General features: G+C 48.5%; 15 protein-coding genes. All 15 read right to left on the bottom strand.

The features are described from left to right. Positions 1-49: 49 nt before the first annotated feature. Positions 50-538: a YlbF/YmcA family competence regulator gene (locus tag AC50Y3_RS12835; RefSeq protein WP_494819102.1), complete on the bottom strand. Its 489-nt coding sequence runs from the start codon at positions 536-538 to the stop codon at positions 50-52. A gap of 22 nt (positions 539-560) precedes the next feature. After that, positions 561-2162 (bottom strand): tRNA (N6-isopentenyl adenosine(37)-C2)-methylthiotransferase MiaB, encoded by a 1602-nt coding sequence (gene miaB, locus AC50Y3_RS12830; protein WP_494819101.1) that lies wholly within the window; start codon positions 2160-2162, stop codon positions 561-563. 173 nt (positions 2163-2335) lie between these two features. Then, on the bottom strand, positions 2336-2905 hold the full coding sequence (pduL, locus tag AC50Y3_RS12825) for a phosphate propanoyltransferase (RefSeq protein ID WP_494819100.1): 570 nt from the start codon (positions 2903-2905) through the stop codon (positions 2336-2338). Positions 2906-3003: 98 nt separating this feature from the next. After that, on the bottom strand, positions 3004-3870 hold the full coding sequence (locus AC50Y3_RS12820) for a 2-oxoacid:ferredoxin oxidoreductase subunit beta (RefSeq protein ID WP_494819099.1): 867 nt from the start codon (positions 3868-3870) through the stop codon (positions 3004-3006). Positions 3871-3873: 3 nt separating this feature from the next. Continuing rightward, entirely contained in the window at positions 3874-5607 is a 1734-nt protein-coding gene (locus tag AC50Y3_RS12815; protein ID WP_494819098.1) for a 2-oxoacid:acceptor oxidoreductase subunit alpha, read from the bottom strand. Between the two features lie 190 nt (positions 5608-5797). Beyond that, positions 5798-6748 carry a dipeptidase gene (locus AC50Y3_RS12810; protein WP_494819097.1) on the bottom strand — a complete coding sequence of 317 codons (951 nt, stop codon included), beginning with the start codon at positions 6746-6748 and terminating at the stop codon, positions 5798-5800. A 96-nt stretch (positions 6749-6844) separates the two neighbouring features. Further along, positions 6845-7105, bottom strand: a complete 261-nt coding sequence (locus tag AC50Y3_RS12805) for a stage V sporulation protein S (protein ID WP_028597363.1) — start codon at positions 7103-7105, stop codon at positions 6845-6847. Between the two features lie 145 nt (positions 7106-7250). Next, complete coding sequence (locus AC50Y3_RS12800) at positions 7251-8045, bottom strand: TIGR00282 family metallophosphoesterase (RefSeq protein WP_494819096.1); 795 nt, start codon at positions 8043-8045, stop codon at positions 7251-7253. 75 nt (positions 8046-8120) lie between these two features. Further along, positions 8121-9662 carry a ribonuclease Y gene (rny, locus tag AC50Y3_RS12795; protein ID WP_494819095.1) on the bottom strand — a complete coding sequence of 514 codons (1542 nt, stop codon included), beginning with the start codon at positions 9660-9662 and terminating at the stop codon, positions 8121-8123. 179 nt (positions 9663-9841) lie between these two features. Next, on the bottom strand, positions 9842-10507 hold the full coding sequence (locus AC50Y3_RS12790; protein ID WP_494819094.1) for a RecX family transcriptional regulator: 666 nt from the start codon (positions 10505-10507) through the stop codon (positions 9842-9844). Between the two features lie 91 nt (positions 10508-10598). Beyond that, entirely contained in the window at positions 10599-11657 is a 1059-nt protein-coding gene (gene recA, locus AC50Y3_RS12785) for a recombinase RecA (protein WP_494819093.1), read from the bottom strand. Between the two features lie 323 nt (positions 11658-11980). Beyond that, positions 11981-13222, bottom strand: a complete 1242-nt coding sequence (locus AC50Y3_RS12780; protein ID WP_494819092.1) for a competence/damage-inducible protein A — start codon at positions 13220-13222, stop codon at positions 11981-11983. Positions 13223-13334: 112 nt separating this feature from the next. Then, positions 13335-13910: a CDP-diacylglycerol--glycerol-3-phosphate 3-phosphatidyltransferase gene (gene pgsA / locus AC50Y3_RS12775; RefSeq protein WP_494819091.1), complete on the bottom strand. Its 576-nt coding sequence runs from the start codon at positions 13908-13910 to the stop codon at positions 13335-13337. Continuing rightward, positions 13907-15235 (bottom strand): 30S ribosomal protein S12 methylthiotransferase RimO, encoded by a 1329-nt coding sequence (gene rimO, locus AC50Y3_RS12770; RefSeq protein WP_494819090.1) that lies wholly within the window; start codon positions 15233-15235, stop codon positions 13907-13909. Before rimO ends, pgsA begins: the two co-directional genes overlap by 4 nt. 137 nt (positions 15236-15372) lie before the next feature. After that, positions 15373-15861 carry a YajQ family cyclic di-GMP-binding protein gene (locus AC50Y3_RS12765; protein WP_494819089.1) on the bottom strand — a complete coding sequence of 163 codons (489 nt, stop codon included), beginning with the start codon at positions 15859-15861 and terminating at the stop codon, positions 15373-15375. Positions 15862-15899: the final 38 nt, after the last annotated feature.

Genomic DNA, 15899 nt, shown 5'->3' with positions numbered 1-15899 from the left:
AAACCTGCCGCACTCGACTCGCGCGGCAGGTTTTTCTCATTGCCTCTAACTACATGCACTCTTCCGGATCTTCAACTTGAGCATCTTCGATTGAGATCTTCTCGGCAACTGTGTCGCGAATAACGGAAACGACCGTTTGCAGCAGATAGTTGATATCCGCTTGGCTTTGTTGGAATTCCGTAATGATCGGAATACCATCCAGCTCATCTTGCAGCACTTCGATCTCTTTCTCGATTTTAGCCACCATATCTGCGTTCTTGAACGTTGTCTCGAAAGCAACGATTTCTTTCTGTTTCTTCTTGATTTGCGCAATCAATCCTTGCACGCGCTCATTGCCTTGAATTTGCTTCTCGGCACGTTGGAACTGCTGCACTTCTTCCGAAGTGAAGATCATCGTTGCGAGTTCTTTCGTCTTAGCCATGATATCCGCGCGCACAATAATATCTTCGGTATTGAATTTCGGTACCGTACAACTCGAATCGTGGTCGTGATCGTGGTCATGTTTATGATCGTGTTTCGCTGTTTGCTCTTTTGCCAATGTTTCCAGCTCCTCTAGTTTGTTAAGATACTGCTTCGTGTTTCGTATATGCCATGATAGGCTCTGCTTTGACATACCAAGTTTGAGCCTCGGTCACTCTTGCTTCGATGAACTGGCCGATCCACTCTGCCGGTCCTTCCATATGAACCAGCTTGTTCGTACGCGTACGTCCGGACAATACATGTGCATTGTTCTTACTCTGGCCTTCGATTAACACTTCGACGATCTGCCCAATCGCTGCTTCATTACTTTGACGGCTGAGCTCCGCAATAACGGCGTTCAGTCGCGCGAGCCGCGTTTTCTTCACCGCTTCCGGAATGTTATCTTCCATATCTGCGGCAGGCGTTCCTACACGCGGTGAGTAGATGAAGGTGTAAGCAGAAGCAAACCCGACCTCCCGCATCAGGGAGAGTGTATCTTCGAACTGCTCGTCCGTTTCACCGGGGAACCCTACAATGACGTCTGTAGTCATCGAGACGCCGGGAATCGCACGCTTAATTTTGGCTGCCAAGTCCAAGAACATTTCTCTTGTATATTTACGGCTCATCCGCTTCAGCACCTCTGTGCTGCCGGATTGGACGGGCAGATGGATATGCTCTACAAGATTGCCCCTTGTTGCCAGAACCTCAATCAGATGATCGTCGAAATCGCGCGGGTGACTCGTCGTAAACCGAATGCGCGGCAAATCGATTTTGGCCATATCCGCCATCAAATCGCCGAACCGGTACTCGATATCGTCAAAATCCTTCCCATACGCGTTAACATTCTGTCCGAGCAGTGTAATCTCTTTAAAGCCCTGCCGAGCCAGCTCGCGAACCTCTGCAATTACATCCTCCGGACGTCTGCTGCGTTCTTTACCGCGCGTATAAGGCACGATACAGTACGTACAGAACTTGTCGCAGCCATACATGATGTTCACCCAGCCGCGCATGCCTTCACGCTTCTTAGGCAGGTTCTCGATGATGTCGCCTTCCTTGGACCATACCTCAACGACCATTTCCTTGCTGAACAGCGCATCTTGCAATAAGTAAGGGAGCCTATGAATATTATGTGTGCCGAAAATCAGATCTACGAAGCTATGCTTCTGCATAATTCGGCTGACAACCGATTCTTCCTGGGACATGCAGCCGCATACGCCAAGAATCAATCCCGGCTTCTCCAGCTTCAGATGCTTCAAATGACCCAGCTCGCCGAATACTTTATCCTCCGCATTTTCGCGAACCGCGCAAGTGTTAAGCAGGATGACATCCGCTTGCGTACGGTCATCCGTCGGCATATAGCCCATTTGCTCGAACATGCCCTTCATGACTTCCGTATCGTGCTCGTTCATCTGACAGCCGTAAGTCGTAATATGATAGAGCTTGCCTTTGCCAAGCTGCAGGAGTTCCGGAGGTGTTGCCGATTCATAGTGAACCTGAATGGCTTCCTTCCCTCTACGCTTCTCGTCCTTATAGTTAGGCGCAGCGTTCACCGTTATATCTCGACCGTTAATTCGGTAGGTTGTTTTCCCGTCTTCTTCTCTCAGTACTTTCGCACCTGTGAAGTCGAAATACTTGGAGAAGTCCTTATCGCCGTTCACGGACTTAGCTTGGCCCGCAGCCGCGTCATGCGTCTCCTTACTCACAAACCTTCACGCCCTTCCTCCATACGTGTCCATTCCAATATTATAGCAAACCCGCTGGCGATTATAAAGAAAAATGAACCTTTGTTCAACCTAGCAGGGGGCAGAATGTAACAAAAAAGAGACATTTCACCCACGCGAGTGATTGTCTCTTACAAGCTATCAGCTATAAAAGGTTACCCGATGATCTCGGCTTGATCGCCGGTAGATGCACCTGCTGCATTCGCTTCGTCCGTGTCGATATGCATATCAAGCGCGAACTCCGGTGATACACGGGCGATTACGTTCTCAAGCACAAGGCCGCGTTCGCCTTGCAATCGTACTGTCAAACGCTGCTTATCCGCTATTCCGAAACGCTCGGCATCGCTGGTATGGAAGTGAATATGACGCGCAGCTACGATGACGCCTTCTTCAATTGTAACTTCACCTGCAGGACCCTTAATTGTGATTCCAGCTGAACCGGCGATGTCCCCGGATTCGCGAACCGGCGGATTTATGCCAAGCGTGAATGCATCAGTACGGGAAACTTCCAGCTGCGTACGTTTGCGCACGGGACCTAGAATCCGAACTTTGCCAAAGCTTCCCTTCGGTCCTACAACCTCTACCGTTTCATTAGCTGCGTATTGTCCAGGTTGTGATAGCGGTTTGAAGACGGACAACTCGGCACCTTGTCCGAATAATGCTTCTACATGCTCCTGAGTAAGATGAATATGTCTGGCGGATACGCCAACCGGAACCATTTTCATAGGTTTGTTAACACCCTTCTATCACGCACCAGGCGATAAGAAAGGCATACAGCTCATGAGATGAACTGTATGCCTTCTATATAGGCTGGACGTTGCGATTATTTAAATTCAGCTACCAATTTCTCGAATTGCTCTTGCGACAAGGATAGATCTTGGTTTGCAAGACCTTCCGGCTGGAAGCCGCTCACCATATCCTCATACGATTTACGCTCTTTGTTTTGGTAGATAAGACCTGTAAGCATGCCGTTCGTTTCCATGATTTTGTTCATAGCCGCGATACGGTTCGTTGGATCGTAATCCGAGAATTGATCCAGGTTTACGATATTTTCTTTGAACCAGTCGTACGTGTTCACTTTGTTGAACGTTACGCATGGGCTGAATACGTTGATCAGCGAGAAGCCTTTGTGGTTCAAGCCCGCTTCGATCAAAGCAGTCAGCTGCTTCAGATCGCTGGAGAACGATTGCGCAATAAAAGTAGCGCCAGCCGACATTGCGATTTCAAGCGGCGATAGCGTTGTTTCAATCGAACCCTCTGGAGTCGATTTGGTTTTGAAGCCTTCCGCACTACGCGGCGAAGTTTGACCCTTCGTCAAGCCGTAAATTTGGTTATCCATTACGATGTACGTAAGGTCAACGTTACGGCGGATGGCATGAACGGTATGGCCCATCCCAATTGCGAAGCCGTCACCGTCACCGCCGGAAGCGATAACTGTCAGCTCGCGGTTTGCAAGCTTCACGCCTTGTGCGATTGGCAATGCGCGGCCGTGAATACCGTGAAGACCGTAAGCATTCACATAGCCGGAGATACGGCCGGAACAGCCGATACCCGAAATTACAGCCAAGCCCTCAGGCTCTAGGCCAACGTTAGCAGCGGCCCGCTGAATAGCGGCTTGAACGGAGAAATCTCCGCAGCCTGGGCACCAGTTCGGTTTTACATTATTACGAAACTCTTTAAATGTAGCCATCTCTTAGACCAACTCCTTGCATGCTTTGTGCACTTCGGAAGGCAGGAACGGATTACCGTCGTATTTCAGAACGCTCTTGATTTTGTCCGCGTAACCTGCATGCAATTTCACTTGATCAGCCAGTTGGCCGGTTGCATTGTTCTCAAGCACTACAACCTTCGCAGCGCTTTGCAGGTAAGGCTTCACAAGCTCCGATGGGAACGGGTGAATTTGACGAATCGTAATATGGTTCGTCTTCAGGCCGTCACTTTCCATGCGTTGACGAGCTTCGTCGATCGTACCGCCGGTCGAACCCATACCGATGATAAGCAGATCTGCTTCTTTATGGGGAGCATCTGCGCGAACAGCATCACGGATATACATACCGTCAAGCTTCGTAAGACGTTTATCCATCATCTTCTTACGGTTGATGGCACTTTCCGAAGGACGTCCTGTTTCATCATGCTCAACGCCCGTTACGTGGTGCAAACCGCCTTTGTCGCCCGGAATAACACGCGGGGATACGCCGTCTTCCGTTAGTTCATAACGTTTGAACAGTTCATTCGTTTCAAGCTCGGGCAGGTCACGAACGAGTTTACCGCGATTGATCGGCACTTTATTCAAATCCAGCGCTTCGCAGGATTGCTTACCGAGCGAAAGCTGAAGGTCAGTCATCAGAATAACCGGAACTTGATATTGCTCCGAAAGGTTGAACGATTCAATCGTGTCGTAGAAGCAATCTTCCAGAGAAGCCGGTGCAATAACGATCTTCGGAATTTCACCGTGTGTTCCGTATACCATTGCGTTAAGATCGGATTGCTCTTGTTTCGTTGGTAAACCTGTAGAAGGACCTCCGCGCTGCGTATCTACGATTACGAGCGGCGTTTCTGTCATCCCTGCAAGACCGATCGCTTCCATCATCAACGACAAACCAGGGCCTGCAGAGGCTGTCATCGTACGAACGCCTGCATAGTTTGCACCGATTGCCATCGTTACCGCTGCGATCTCATCTTCGGTTTGAATAACGGTTCCGCCGAATTTAGGAAGTTTCTTGATCAAGTATTCCATAATCTCAGAAGCCGGTGTGATTGGGTATGCCGACATTAAGCGGCAGCCGCCTGCTACGGCGCCAAGGCCGATTGCCTCGTTGCCGATCATGAACAGCTTCTGTTTGCCGTCGGCCGGTTCTAGCTGGAACTCTTCCAGAGGACCGCCAGCCAGCTCTAGTACATAGTCCGAACCTCGTTTAACCGCTTCGATATTCTTCTCAACGATTGCGGCACCTTTACGGCCGAACTCTTCTTCTACTGCTTTATTAAATACATCAACTGGCAGACCAAGAAGCGCCCAAGACGCGCCGGACGCCACCATGTTTTTCATTAGGGAAGTACCCAGATCTTCTGCAATCGAAGTGATCGGTACTGCGAATAGACGTGCATTAATGCCTTCCGGCAGAACAGGATTAAATTTCGCGTCGGCAACGACTACGCCGCCCGCACGCAGTTCATGTGCGTTTAAGTCGATACTCTCTTGGTCAAATGCAACCAAAATGTCCAAATCATCTGAAATGGCAAGCATCGGTTTGGTGCTGATTCTGATTTTATTGTTGGTATGACCGCCTTTGATACGTGAAGAAAAGTGACGGTAACCATACAAGTAGTAACCAAGACGGTTAAGAGCTGTCGAGAAAATACGGTCGGTACTTTCAACGCCTTCCCCTTGTTGTCCCCCGATTTTCCAAGACAATTGACTAATCAAAACGCCCATCTCCTCTTTTGATGAACCTGCAATATTTTCGACATCTTTTAACAAAAATAATAAATTTCTTTCAACAGTCAAATAAATTTTATGACTCAAAGTACTAAAATGCAAGGTGTAAATGCGTTTTCATCACATAGTTCTTTTCGATTATACCCATATCACAGCGAGATGGGAATCCCTTAATCGTTCAGCTAGGTAGATGCTTTACCAGAAAACGTAAAGCATTTCCGGCGAAAAATGCATCCACTCGCTCTTCGGAATATCGCGCAAGCAGGGCATTTTGCAAATTATACAGCTCCCCGGGATGTGCTAAATCTTGTACATGTGACTCGATCCCATCGAAATCCGATCCGAACATGAGCTGCTCTTCTCCGCCAAGCTCACAAATTCGCTCTATGTGACGCAGCACGTCAGCAATTGCGACGGCATGATGAGACGCAACAAATTGCGGCACGAAAGTAATCCCAATCATACCTCCCCGTTCAATGAGCGCTTGAATTTGATCGTCCGCGAGATTGCGGGGATGCGCGCACAGCCTTCGAGAATTTGAATGTGATGCAATCAGTGGCTTTGTTGAAACCTTGATCATTTCCCAAAATGCGCTGTCACTCAAATGAGACACATCTAACAGTATACCCAATCTATCACATTCTTTTACTAGGGCTCGGCCTTTTTTTGTAAGACCGCCTCCACGCGGCTCCATAGCCCCGTCGGCGCCCCAGTTCGCATAGTTCCATGTCAGCCCCAGCGCCCTCACCCCGAGCTCGTAGAGGATGCGCAGCATCGCCAGATCGCCATGCAGACCGTCTGCTCCTTCAAGCGATAGCATTGCTCCTATTGAGCTGCTATTGTTCATGAGCCGAGCTGCATCGGCAGAAGTCCGTACGAAGGTCATTTGCGGGACTGACAGTACTTTACGATGAAACAAATCAATACTATGTAGAATTGGAGTCATGGATTTCTCCATCCGTTCAGGAACGTAGATCGCGAAGGTCTGAAGAACGGTTCCGGCTTGTTTAAGTCGCGGTAAAGTGACATCGAGCTTATTCGTCGAATCTTGCTCAAATGACAAAGACTGATCTTCAAGCAGCTTCCACAGAACATCGCAATGAAAATCCACACTTCTTAATTTCGGCATGGACACACTCTCCTGTATCACTTATTTTTCGCGCAAAAAAACCTGCCTACAGCGTAAACAGGTCGAAGAGTTCAGATGGAATTATGTGAGTGGATTCTATCTCGGCTCAACGATTAATTTTATCGCTGTACGATCCTCGCCGTCTATAACGATGTCTGTAAATGCCGGGATGCAAATGAGGTCTACCCCGCTCGGTGCTACAAATCCTCTTGCAATTGCTACCGCCTTTACCGCTTGATTCAACGCACCAGCCCCGATTGCTTGTAATTCAGCTGCGCCGCGTTCGCGTAATACGCCAGCCAGCGCTCCTGCTACAGAATTTGGATTGGACTTTGCTGAAACTTTTAAGACATCCATGGAAAGTACCTCCTCGGGAATGATGGATGAATACTGCTATTTAGATAGATATTCGAGAGAGGTGAAATAATTCCTTCTTTCACTTCACAATATATTCTGAATTATGAGAATTTTCATAGAACGATAACAAAAAACAGATTGTCTGCTACATCAGCAGCCAATCTGTTTCTGTTAATCGTATTTTCTGTATTTTCGTCGCAGCCCCGGTTGCTTCATCGATCTCAACCGCGATGGCATGGAGATGCCAATCACCTTCATCCACCACAAACCGTGTTGGCAGCTGCGTTAGGAACTTGTGCAGGACAGCATTCCGTTCCATACCAAGCACGCCATCTCTTGGCCCAACCATGCCCACATCCGTCAAATAGGCCGTGCCTCCCGGGAGAATGCGGTCATCGTTCGTTTGCACATGTGTATGTGTGCCGACTACGATGGATGCGCGTCCGTCCAAGTACCATCCCATCGCGATTTTCTCTGAAGTAGCTTCAGCGTGAAAATCGACCAGGATGTTCCTCGTTTGCTGCTGCATCTCTTCGATCAGCTCATCCGCTTTACGGAACGGGCAATCGATCGGCGGCAGAAACGTTCTTCCCTGCAAATTGATAATCGCCAGCTCTTTACCGTTTGCCTTAATGACCGTTGCACCTTGGCCGGGCGCTTCGGCCACAAAGTTGGCTGGACGAACCATTCTGGGCTGATCATCGATCCATTCAAAAATATCTTTGTTATCCCATGTATGATTGCCCATTGTAATGCCGTGAACGCCAGCCTCAAGCAGCTCTTTCACAATGGTTGATGTGATGCCCCTGCCTGCTGCTGCATTCTCGCCATTGGCAATAATAATATGTGGGTTGTATTTGGATTTCAGTGCCGGCAGCACTTTCTTGACCGCGTTACGACCCACATTACCGACGATATCCCCGATAAACAATACGTTCATGACACCATAACCTCTCTAGTGAAGACCAGAAAAGTGGCTGCAAGCAGCCACTTTTCCAGGTAACTTGCTATTTACTTATTTCGCATATTCGACAGCACGCGTCTCACGAATGACCGTTACTTTAATATGCCCCGGATAATCGAGCTCACTCTCGATTTTCTTCGTAATATCACGTGCTAAGCGGAACGCTTCCGTATCATCGATTTTGTCAGGTTGAACCATAACGCGAACCTCGCGGCCTGCTTGAATCGCGTAAGATTTCTCAACACCTTCGAATGATTCGGAGATGCCTTCCAGCTTCTCCAGCCGTTTGATGTACGTTTCGAGTGTTTCTCTGCGTGCACCCGGTCTTGCAGCCGACAAGGCATCTGCCGCACCAACGAGCATTGCGATAACAGATGTTGCTTCGCAATCACCGTGGTGGGACGCGATACTGTTGATAACAACAGGATGCTCTTTGTATTTCTTCGCCAGCTCTACGCCGATCTCGACATGTGAGCCTTCCACTTCATGATCGAGCGCTTTGCCGATATCATGCAGCAATCCCGCACGTCTTGCAAGCGTCAGGTCTTCACCCAGCTCTGCAGCCATTAAGCCGGTCAAATAAGCGACTTCCATGGAGTGCTTGAGCACGTTTTGACCATAGCTCGTACGATACTTGAGGCGACCTAAAATCTTAATAAGATCCGGATGTAAGCCATGCACGCCAACTTCATAAGTCGCCTGCTCTCCGTATTCACGGATACGTTCATCCACTTCTTTACGTGATTTCTCTACCATTTCCTCGATGCGTGCCGGATGGATACGTCCATCAGCTACAAGCTTCTCGAGTGATGTACGAGCAATCTCACGACGAATTGGATCGAAACCAGACAAGATGACCGCTTCCGGTGTATCGTCGATTATGAGATCGATACCGGTCAACGTTTCCAGTGCGCGAATGTTGCGGCCTTCACGTCCGATAATGCGGCCTTTCATCTCTTCATTTGGCAATGCTACTACGGAAACCGTAGTTTCAGCCACATGATCCGCTGCGCAGCGTTGGATGGCAAGCGAGATAATATCTCGTGCTTTCTTATCTGCTTCTTCCTTCGCTTGCTGCTCGATTTCTTTAATCATTTGTGCAGTTTCATGACGAACTTCCTGCTCAACGTTGTTCAAGATGATTTGTTTCGCATCTTCCATCGTCAGGTTCGAAATCCGCTCAAGCTCTTGAAGCTGCTGTTTGTAAAGGGTATCGATTTGTTCCTGTGTTTCCTCGATCCGCTTCTCTTTGTTGGCAACTTGTTCTTCTTTGCGTTCCAGCGCTTCTATTTTTTTATCCAACGACTCTTCTTTCTGAATCAGTCGTCTTTCAAGACGCTGTACCTCATTGCGACGTTCGCGAATATCTCTCTCAGCCTCGGTACGGAGCTTGTGGACTTCATCTTTCGCTTCGAGAACCGTTTCTTTCTTCTGCGCTTCGGCTTCTTTCTTCGCATTGTCAACAATCTGACTAGCGGCCTGCTCGGCGCTTGAAATTTTGGCCTCGGCGATCGATTTGCGAATAAAATAACCGACACCAAAGAAAATTGCACCAACAACGAGAATGATCAGGATCCATACCACTACTGGCATCTTTCTCACCTCCTCGTTGCTCACCTAAGCAAACGCTTGGGACATATTTGGTTTTCTAGCCGGTTTTTAACCCGATCATACATACTTAATTTGACGAAAATAATCGTTTCGAATCAATTTTTGGAAGGAAAATCGATTCTAGAATAAAGAATACAAACTTATTTTATCTTTTGTGAAAATCAATTGTCAAGCATATGCCCATCCTCATCATCTTCCATTCCGAGAACAGCAGCCTTTACCGCTTCTCTTACCGTATTCATCGGAAACCCGCGGCGCAGCAGAAACACCGCTAATTTCTGTTTCTTCTCACGAGGTTCACCTTTTATGTGAGGCCATTTCTTATGAGCGGCACGTATAGCGATATCCATCTCTGACTGCTCATTCAGCTTCTGGGAAGCCTGCTTCGCCATGTCTCTGGAGATCCCTCGCTGCACAAGCTCCTGCTGCAATAAGCGGCGCCCTTTCATTTGAGTCCGCATCCGTTCAGAAGCATACATATTGGCATATTGTTTATCGTTTACCAAACCTTCCTGCGTCAGACGCTCGATCGCCTTCTCTGCAGATTCGGGATCAATTTCCTTCCGCGCCAAATACTGCTTAATCTCCTTCTCCGTCCGCTGCCTTGCCCCTAAATAGGATAAAGAAAGAATGTACGCCCGGTGCCTGGTGTCTTCTTCGACAATCTGCTTCAGCTCATCCGCATGAATTTCTCTGCCCTTCAGCAGACGAAATTTAATCAGTAGGTCTTCATGTACGCTGGCGTGCGGTTCTTGCGAATCATTGACAAACAGATGATAGCGCTGCTTGGACTTCCGGTCCTGTTCAACGCCTGTAATTACTAGCACCTCTGTTCCTCCTCCACTTCCACACTCACTTGCTTAATAAATAGAGAAGCACCTTTACAGGTGCTTCTCTGGGAAATCGATCACAATCGGTTTATTCCAAATCCAGATCCAACTCGTCCTCGTCCTCTTCGTCCTCGCTGAATGCAGTTCCAGCAGCAGCTGCAGCCGCCATGTTGCTGGCTTCACGAATTTGCTTCTCGATCACAGCCGCAATGTCCTTATGATCTTTAAGGAATTGCTTCGCGTTCTCACGGCCTTGTCCAAGACGCTCGCCGTTATAGGAGAACCAAGCACCGCTCTTCTGAACGATATCCTGCTCGACGCCAATATCCACGATGCTTCCCTCTTTGGAGATGCCTTCGCCATACATAATGTCGACTTCCGCTTGTTTGAAAGGAGGAGCTACTTTGTTCTTAACAACTTTAATACGTGTCCGGTTACCGACAACGTCGTTGCCTTGCTTAATGGACTCGATACGACGAACATCAAGACGGATTGTGGAGTAGAACTTCAGTGCACGGCCGCCTGGTGTTGTCTCAGGATTACCGAACATAACGCCGACCTTCTCACGAAGCTGGTTGATAAAGATCGTGATCGTCTTCGACTTGCTGATCGCACCGGAGAGCTTACGAAGTGCTTGCGACATCAAACGCGCTTGCAAACCAACGTGGGAATCTCCCATGTCGCCTTCGATTTCCGCTTTCGGCACGAGTGCCGCAACGGAGTCAACAACGACAATGTCTACCGCGCCACTGCGAACTAATGCTTCCGCGATCTCTAGGCCTTGTTCACCCGTATCCGGCTGAGACAGAAGCAATTCGTCAATGTTAACGCCAAGTTTGCTTGCATACGAAGGATCAAGTGCATGCTCGGCATCGATAAATGCAGCTTGTCCGCCTGCACGTTGTACTTCTGCGATCGCATGAAGCGCAACTGTTGTTTTACCGGAAGATTCCGGTCCGTATACTTCAATAATCCGGCCGCGTGGGAAGCCGCCAATTCCAAGTGCAATATCTAATGCAAGTGCACCGCTGGACACTGTTTCAACTTGCATATGAGTTGACTCACCAAGCTTCATGATGGAGCCTTTACCAAATTGCTTCTCTATTTGACGCAATGCCATTTCTAATGCGGCTTTACGATCTGCCAACGAATCCACATCCCTTATAATTTATACTTTCATGATACCTTGTTTCTACCACTTTGACAAGCGTTTTTGCGAACATATATTCTTATTTCTCATTTGGCCAAATAGAGAGACAAGAAGAAACAGCTATAGCCACACTTTAGAGGTGCGGCAGGTTTCTTCCTTTAGACTTTCTAGACATATAATAGTGGAAACTTATACATGTCTATCACGTTAAAAAAAGAACCGCAGCAAAGTAATCTTCGCCACGGTTCTTCCGCTAACTAATGTCGATTATAGTCGAAAATTAATCATCTGGCAAGCTTAAATTAGCAATTTATTCTAGTTTATAGCGCCTGCCACAGCCGATAAAGAAGTGACTTCGCCGCACGAAGTCGAATAATGCCTCTGCTGCCGCTAAGATGCGCCGTAAACACCTGAGTTGGCTTCCCGCGCTCCGAAAGTCCGAAATACACAAGTCCGACCGGTTTCCCTTCGGACTCGGCCGGACCGGCTACACCGGTTAACGATACGCCGAAATCGCTGTCTGCGAGTTCGCGCACCCGCTCCGCCATAAGCGCCGCGGTAGATTCGCTGATTGCACCCGGTGCATCTGTTCCTTCGAGCTGCGACATCGGGATGCTCAGCAATTTATGTTTCATTAAATTGGTGTACGTGACGACGCCGCCAACGAACTCTCCGCTGCTCCCGGGCACTTGTGTCACGAGCTGTGAGAATAAACCGCCTGTAAGACTCTCAGCGCTGGCTAGCGAGCGTCCGGTTGCACGCAGCTGTCTTATTACGGCTTCCTCAAGCGGAATGTCCTCACGCGCGTACAGGTGCGTACCAACGCGTGCAAGAATTTGCTCCTCTGCCGACTTGAGTCGCGCTTCTGCCTCCTGCTCGTCCAGTGCTTTCGTCGAAATCCGAATGGCGACTTCGCCTTCTTTGGCATATGGAGCAATCGACGGATCCGATTGACCTTCAATTAAATCAATGATGGCCTGCTCCAAGCTGGATTCGCCGATTCCGGCGAACATAAGCAAACGCGAGAACAGCTTGCGCTCTTCCCCCATGACGGACCTGATCCACGCTTTAGCCGGCCCATCAAACATCGGTTTCATTTCACGCGGCGGCCCTGGTAACAGCACATAGCTCGTTCCATCCAAGGTAAGCGCATTTCCTACAGCTAACCCCGCATCATTCATCAGCGGATCGCTGCCTTCGATCAGATGCGCCTGACGACGGTTGCTCTCCACCATATGAATACCGCGCGAACTGAACAACCCTTCTATTTTGTCCATGGACGGCTGATGGATCTCAATGGAACGGTTCAAATAATCCGCCAGTGCATCCTTCGTTAAGTCGTCCATCGTCGGCCCAAGGCCACCGGTAAAGAGAATGAGATCGGCTCTTGTGCGCGCAAGCTCGATCGCTTGGCGGATCCGGCCGGCATTATCGCCAACGACGGTCTGAAAATAAACATCAACGCCAAGCTCCGCAAGCCCTTGAGACAAATATGTAGCATTCGTATTCACAGTCTGACCCAGAAGCAATTCCGTACCTACAGCAATAATTTCAGCGCGCATGACAGCAGCTCCAATCTATGTATAAGGTGGAATAGAAACCCGATTGAGGAAAAGCAAAGCATCACCCCTTCCTGACGAACAGAAGGAGTGATGCTACATGTTCAATGCCGGTTTAGGCTACCGGAATGAGATTTTTATTTTTGACAAAATAATCGATACCGGAGTAAACCGTGATGAGTGCCGCTGCATAACTAGAGATCAAATCGAACGGAAAGTCCAGAAACGCAAACGGGAAATTGTTAAGCAATAACGCGATAATCATCGTAATTTGAACGGCTGTCTTCCATTTGCCCCACGTGCTGGCAGCCAGAACAGAACCTTCAAGCAGCGCAATCTGGCGAAGGCCGGTGACTGCAAACTCACGACTGATGATTACGATCGCGATCCAAGCATCAAGCTTAGCCATTTCGACAAGCGAAATAAGCACCGCCGCAACTAACAGCTTGTCTGCCAGCGGATCTAACAGCTTGCCCAAATTAGTGACGATTTTGTTCTTGCGTGCAATATAGCCGTCAAGTCCATCTGTGCTCGCTGCAACGATAAAGACCAGCGCGGCCAAAATCTGATTCCAAGTAATGGAAAAATCATCATAGGTGAGCGGCTTGAGATCAACATTGATCAGCAGCAGCACCATAATTATAGGCACCAAAAAGATGCGGACAAGCGTAATGCGGTTGGCTAAATTCACGCGAGCCCCTCCCCGGACATATCAAACTCATAAGCATGCGTAATACGCACTCTTTGAATTTCGCCGATTGCGGCCTTACATTTCGAGATAAACACTTCACCGTCAATCTCAGGTGCATCGTATTCCGAGCGGCCAACGTATACATCACTGCGGCCGTCATAGCGTTCTACCAGCACGTCGATCTCTTTGCCGACATGTTTGCCGCTAAGCTCTTTGGATACTTCGCGCTGAATTTCCATAAGCGTATTGGAGCGCCACTCTTTCACATCGTCAGGAACAGCATCCGGCAAACGAACCGCTGGAGTATCCTCTTCTGCTGAATACGTGAACACACCCAAACGATCAAATTTCATCTCGCGAACGAAATCGCACAGTCGCTCGAAATCCTCATTGGTTTCGCCTGGGAAGCCAACAATGATGGAAGTCCGAAGCGCTACATCCGGAATACGTGCACGAATACGCTGCACTAATGCGCGAGTATCCGTTTGGCGTCCTGGACGGCGCATTCTCTTCAAAATGGAATCCTCGCTATGTTGAAGCGGCATATCAATATAGTTGCATACTTTCGGATTGGCAGCGATGGTGTCAATCAGCTCGTCCGTGAAGAAGCCCGGGTATGCATAGTGCAGACGCACCCATGCGATGCCTTCCACTTCGCTCACGCGATTCAGCAGCTCCGGAAGCATAAACTTATCATACAGATCCGTACCGTAATTCGTGGAATCCTGTGCAATCAAGCTGACTTCCTTCACGCCTTGCTTAGCCAGCATTTCGACTTCAGCCACAATGGACTCCATCGAACGGCTGCGGAACTTACCGCGCATGATCGGAATTGAACAGAATGTACAAGCGTTGTCACAGCCTTCAGCGATTTTCACATAAGCCGTGTAACGCGGCGTAGTCACAAGACGCGGAAGCTTCTGATCGTAGTCAAAGACCGGATTCCCGACTTTAACGGGACGTTTACCGCGAAGTGCTTCTTCGACAATATCCGTAATCTGATGAAAATCTCCCGTACCGACAATACCGTCGATCTCCGGCATTTCTTCCATCAACTGCTTCTTATAACGCTGTGTCAAACAACCGGAGACGATAAGCGCCTTTAGCCGGCCTGTTTGTTTGAATTCGGCCATGTCCAGAATTGTATTAACGGACTCTTCCTTAGCCGCATCAATAAATCCACATGTATTCACGATAATAACGGTGGCATCATCTGCTTGATCCACCAATTGGTAGCCGCGTTGATCGATTAGACCGGACATAATCTCCGAATCGACCAAATTCTTCTCACAGCCCAATGTTACGACTTTCACTCGTTCTGTCATTTTGTATCCCCCAAACCCCTCCGTAAAGCTATCCTAACAAGTATAATACAAGGCATATTCAGTGTCAAAATACGAAAAAGTCCCAGCCACCGCGACTTTGCCTGCGGACCGGGACTCTTCTTATGTACCTAAATCGCTTAGCGGTAGTTCGTGAATTGGAGATCAATTTGAAGATCCGCACCGCGCAGCAACGCCATGACCGCTTGCAAATCATCCAGGCTTTTGCCTGTCACACGGATGGAATCGCCTTGAATTTGGCTTTTCACTTTAAGCTTGGAATCACGAATCAGAATATTAATTTTCTTTGAAATATCCTGCTCGATGCCTTGTTTCAGCTTGATCTTCTGTCTAACCGTACCCGATGAAGCCGGCTCCAGTTTACCGAATTCCATGTTCTTGATCGGAACACCGCGTTTGATCATTTTGGATTGCAAAATATCGACGACGCTCTTCAATTTATACTCGTCATCCGATACTACGACGATATCTTCTTTCTCGATTGCAATGCTGCTCTTGCTGTTCTTGAAGTCGAAACGTGTTTCAATCTCCCGCTCCGCTTGTGTAATTGCATTGTTCAGCTCCTGCATGTCAACCTTCGATACGATATCAAATGAATTCTCTGCCATCTATCATTGCAGCTCCTTTGCTTTTTCTTTGTCACGTA

The organism is Paenibacillus sp. J22R98 (assembly GCF_059383835.1).
The sequence above is the reverse complement of the archived record's forward strand: the minus strand, read 5'-3'. Positions and strand labels throughout refer to the sequence as shown.

Coding starts and splice junctions, on each gene's coding strand:
- AC50Y3_RS12780 (WP_494819092.1), bottom strand. CDS start 13,222: ATGCGCGCTGAAATTATTGCTGTAGGTACGGAATTGCTTCTGGGTCAG.
- AC50Y3_RS12810 (WP_494819097.1), bottom strand. CDS start 6,748: ATGCCGAAATTAAGAAGTGTGGATTTTCATTGCGATGTTCTGTGGAAG.
- rny (WP_494819095.1), bottom strand. CDS start 9,662: ATGCCAGTAGTGGTATGGATCCTGATCATTCTCGTTGTTGGTGCAATT.
- AC50Y3_RS12765 (WP_494819089.1), bottom strand. CDS start 15,861: ATGGCAGAGAATTCATTTGATATCGTATCGAAGGTTGACATGCAGGAG.
- AC50Y3_RS12820 (WP_494819099.1), bottom strand. CDS start 3,870: ATGGCTACATTTAAAGAGTTTCGTAATAATGTAAAACCGAACTGGTGC.
- pduL (WP_494819100.1), bottom strand. CDS start 2,905: ATGAAAATGGTTCCGGTTGGCGTATCCGCCAGACATATTCATCTTACT.
- AC50Y3_RS12800 (WP_494819096.1), bottom strand. CDS start 8,045: ATGAACGTATTGTTTATCGGGGATATCGTCGGTAATGTGGGTCGTAAC.
- AC50Y3_RS12805 (WP_028597363.1), bottom strand. CDS start 7,105: ATGGATGTCTTAAAAGTTTCAGCAAAGTCCAATCCAAATTCTGTAGCA.
- rimO (WP_494819090.1), bottom strand. CDS start 15,235: ATGACAGAACGAGTGAAAGTCGTAACATTGGGCTGTGAGAAGAATTTG.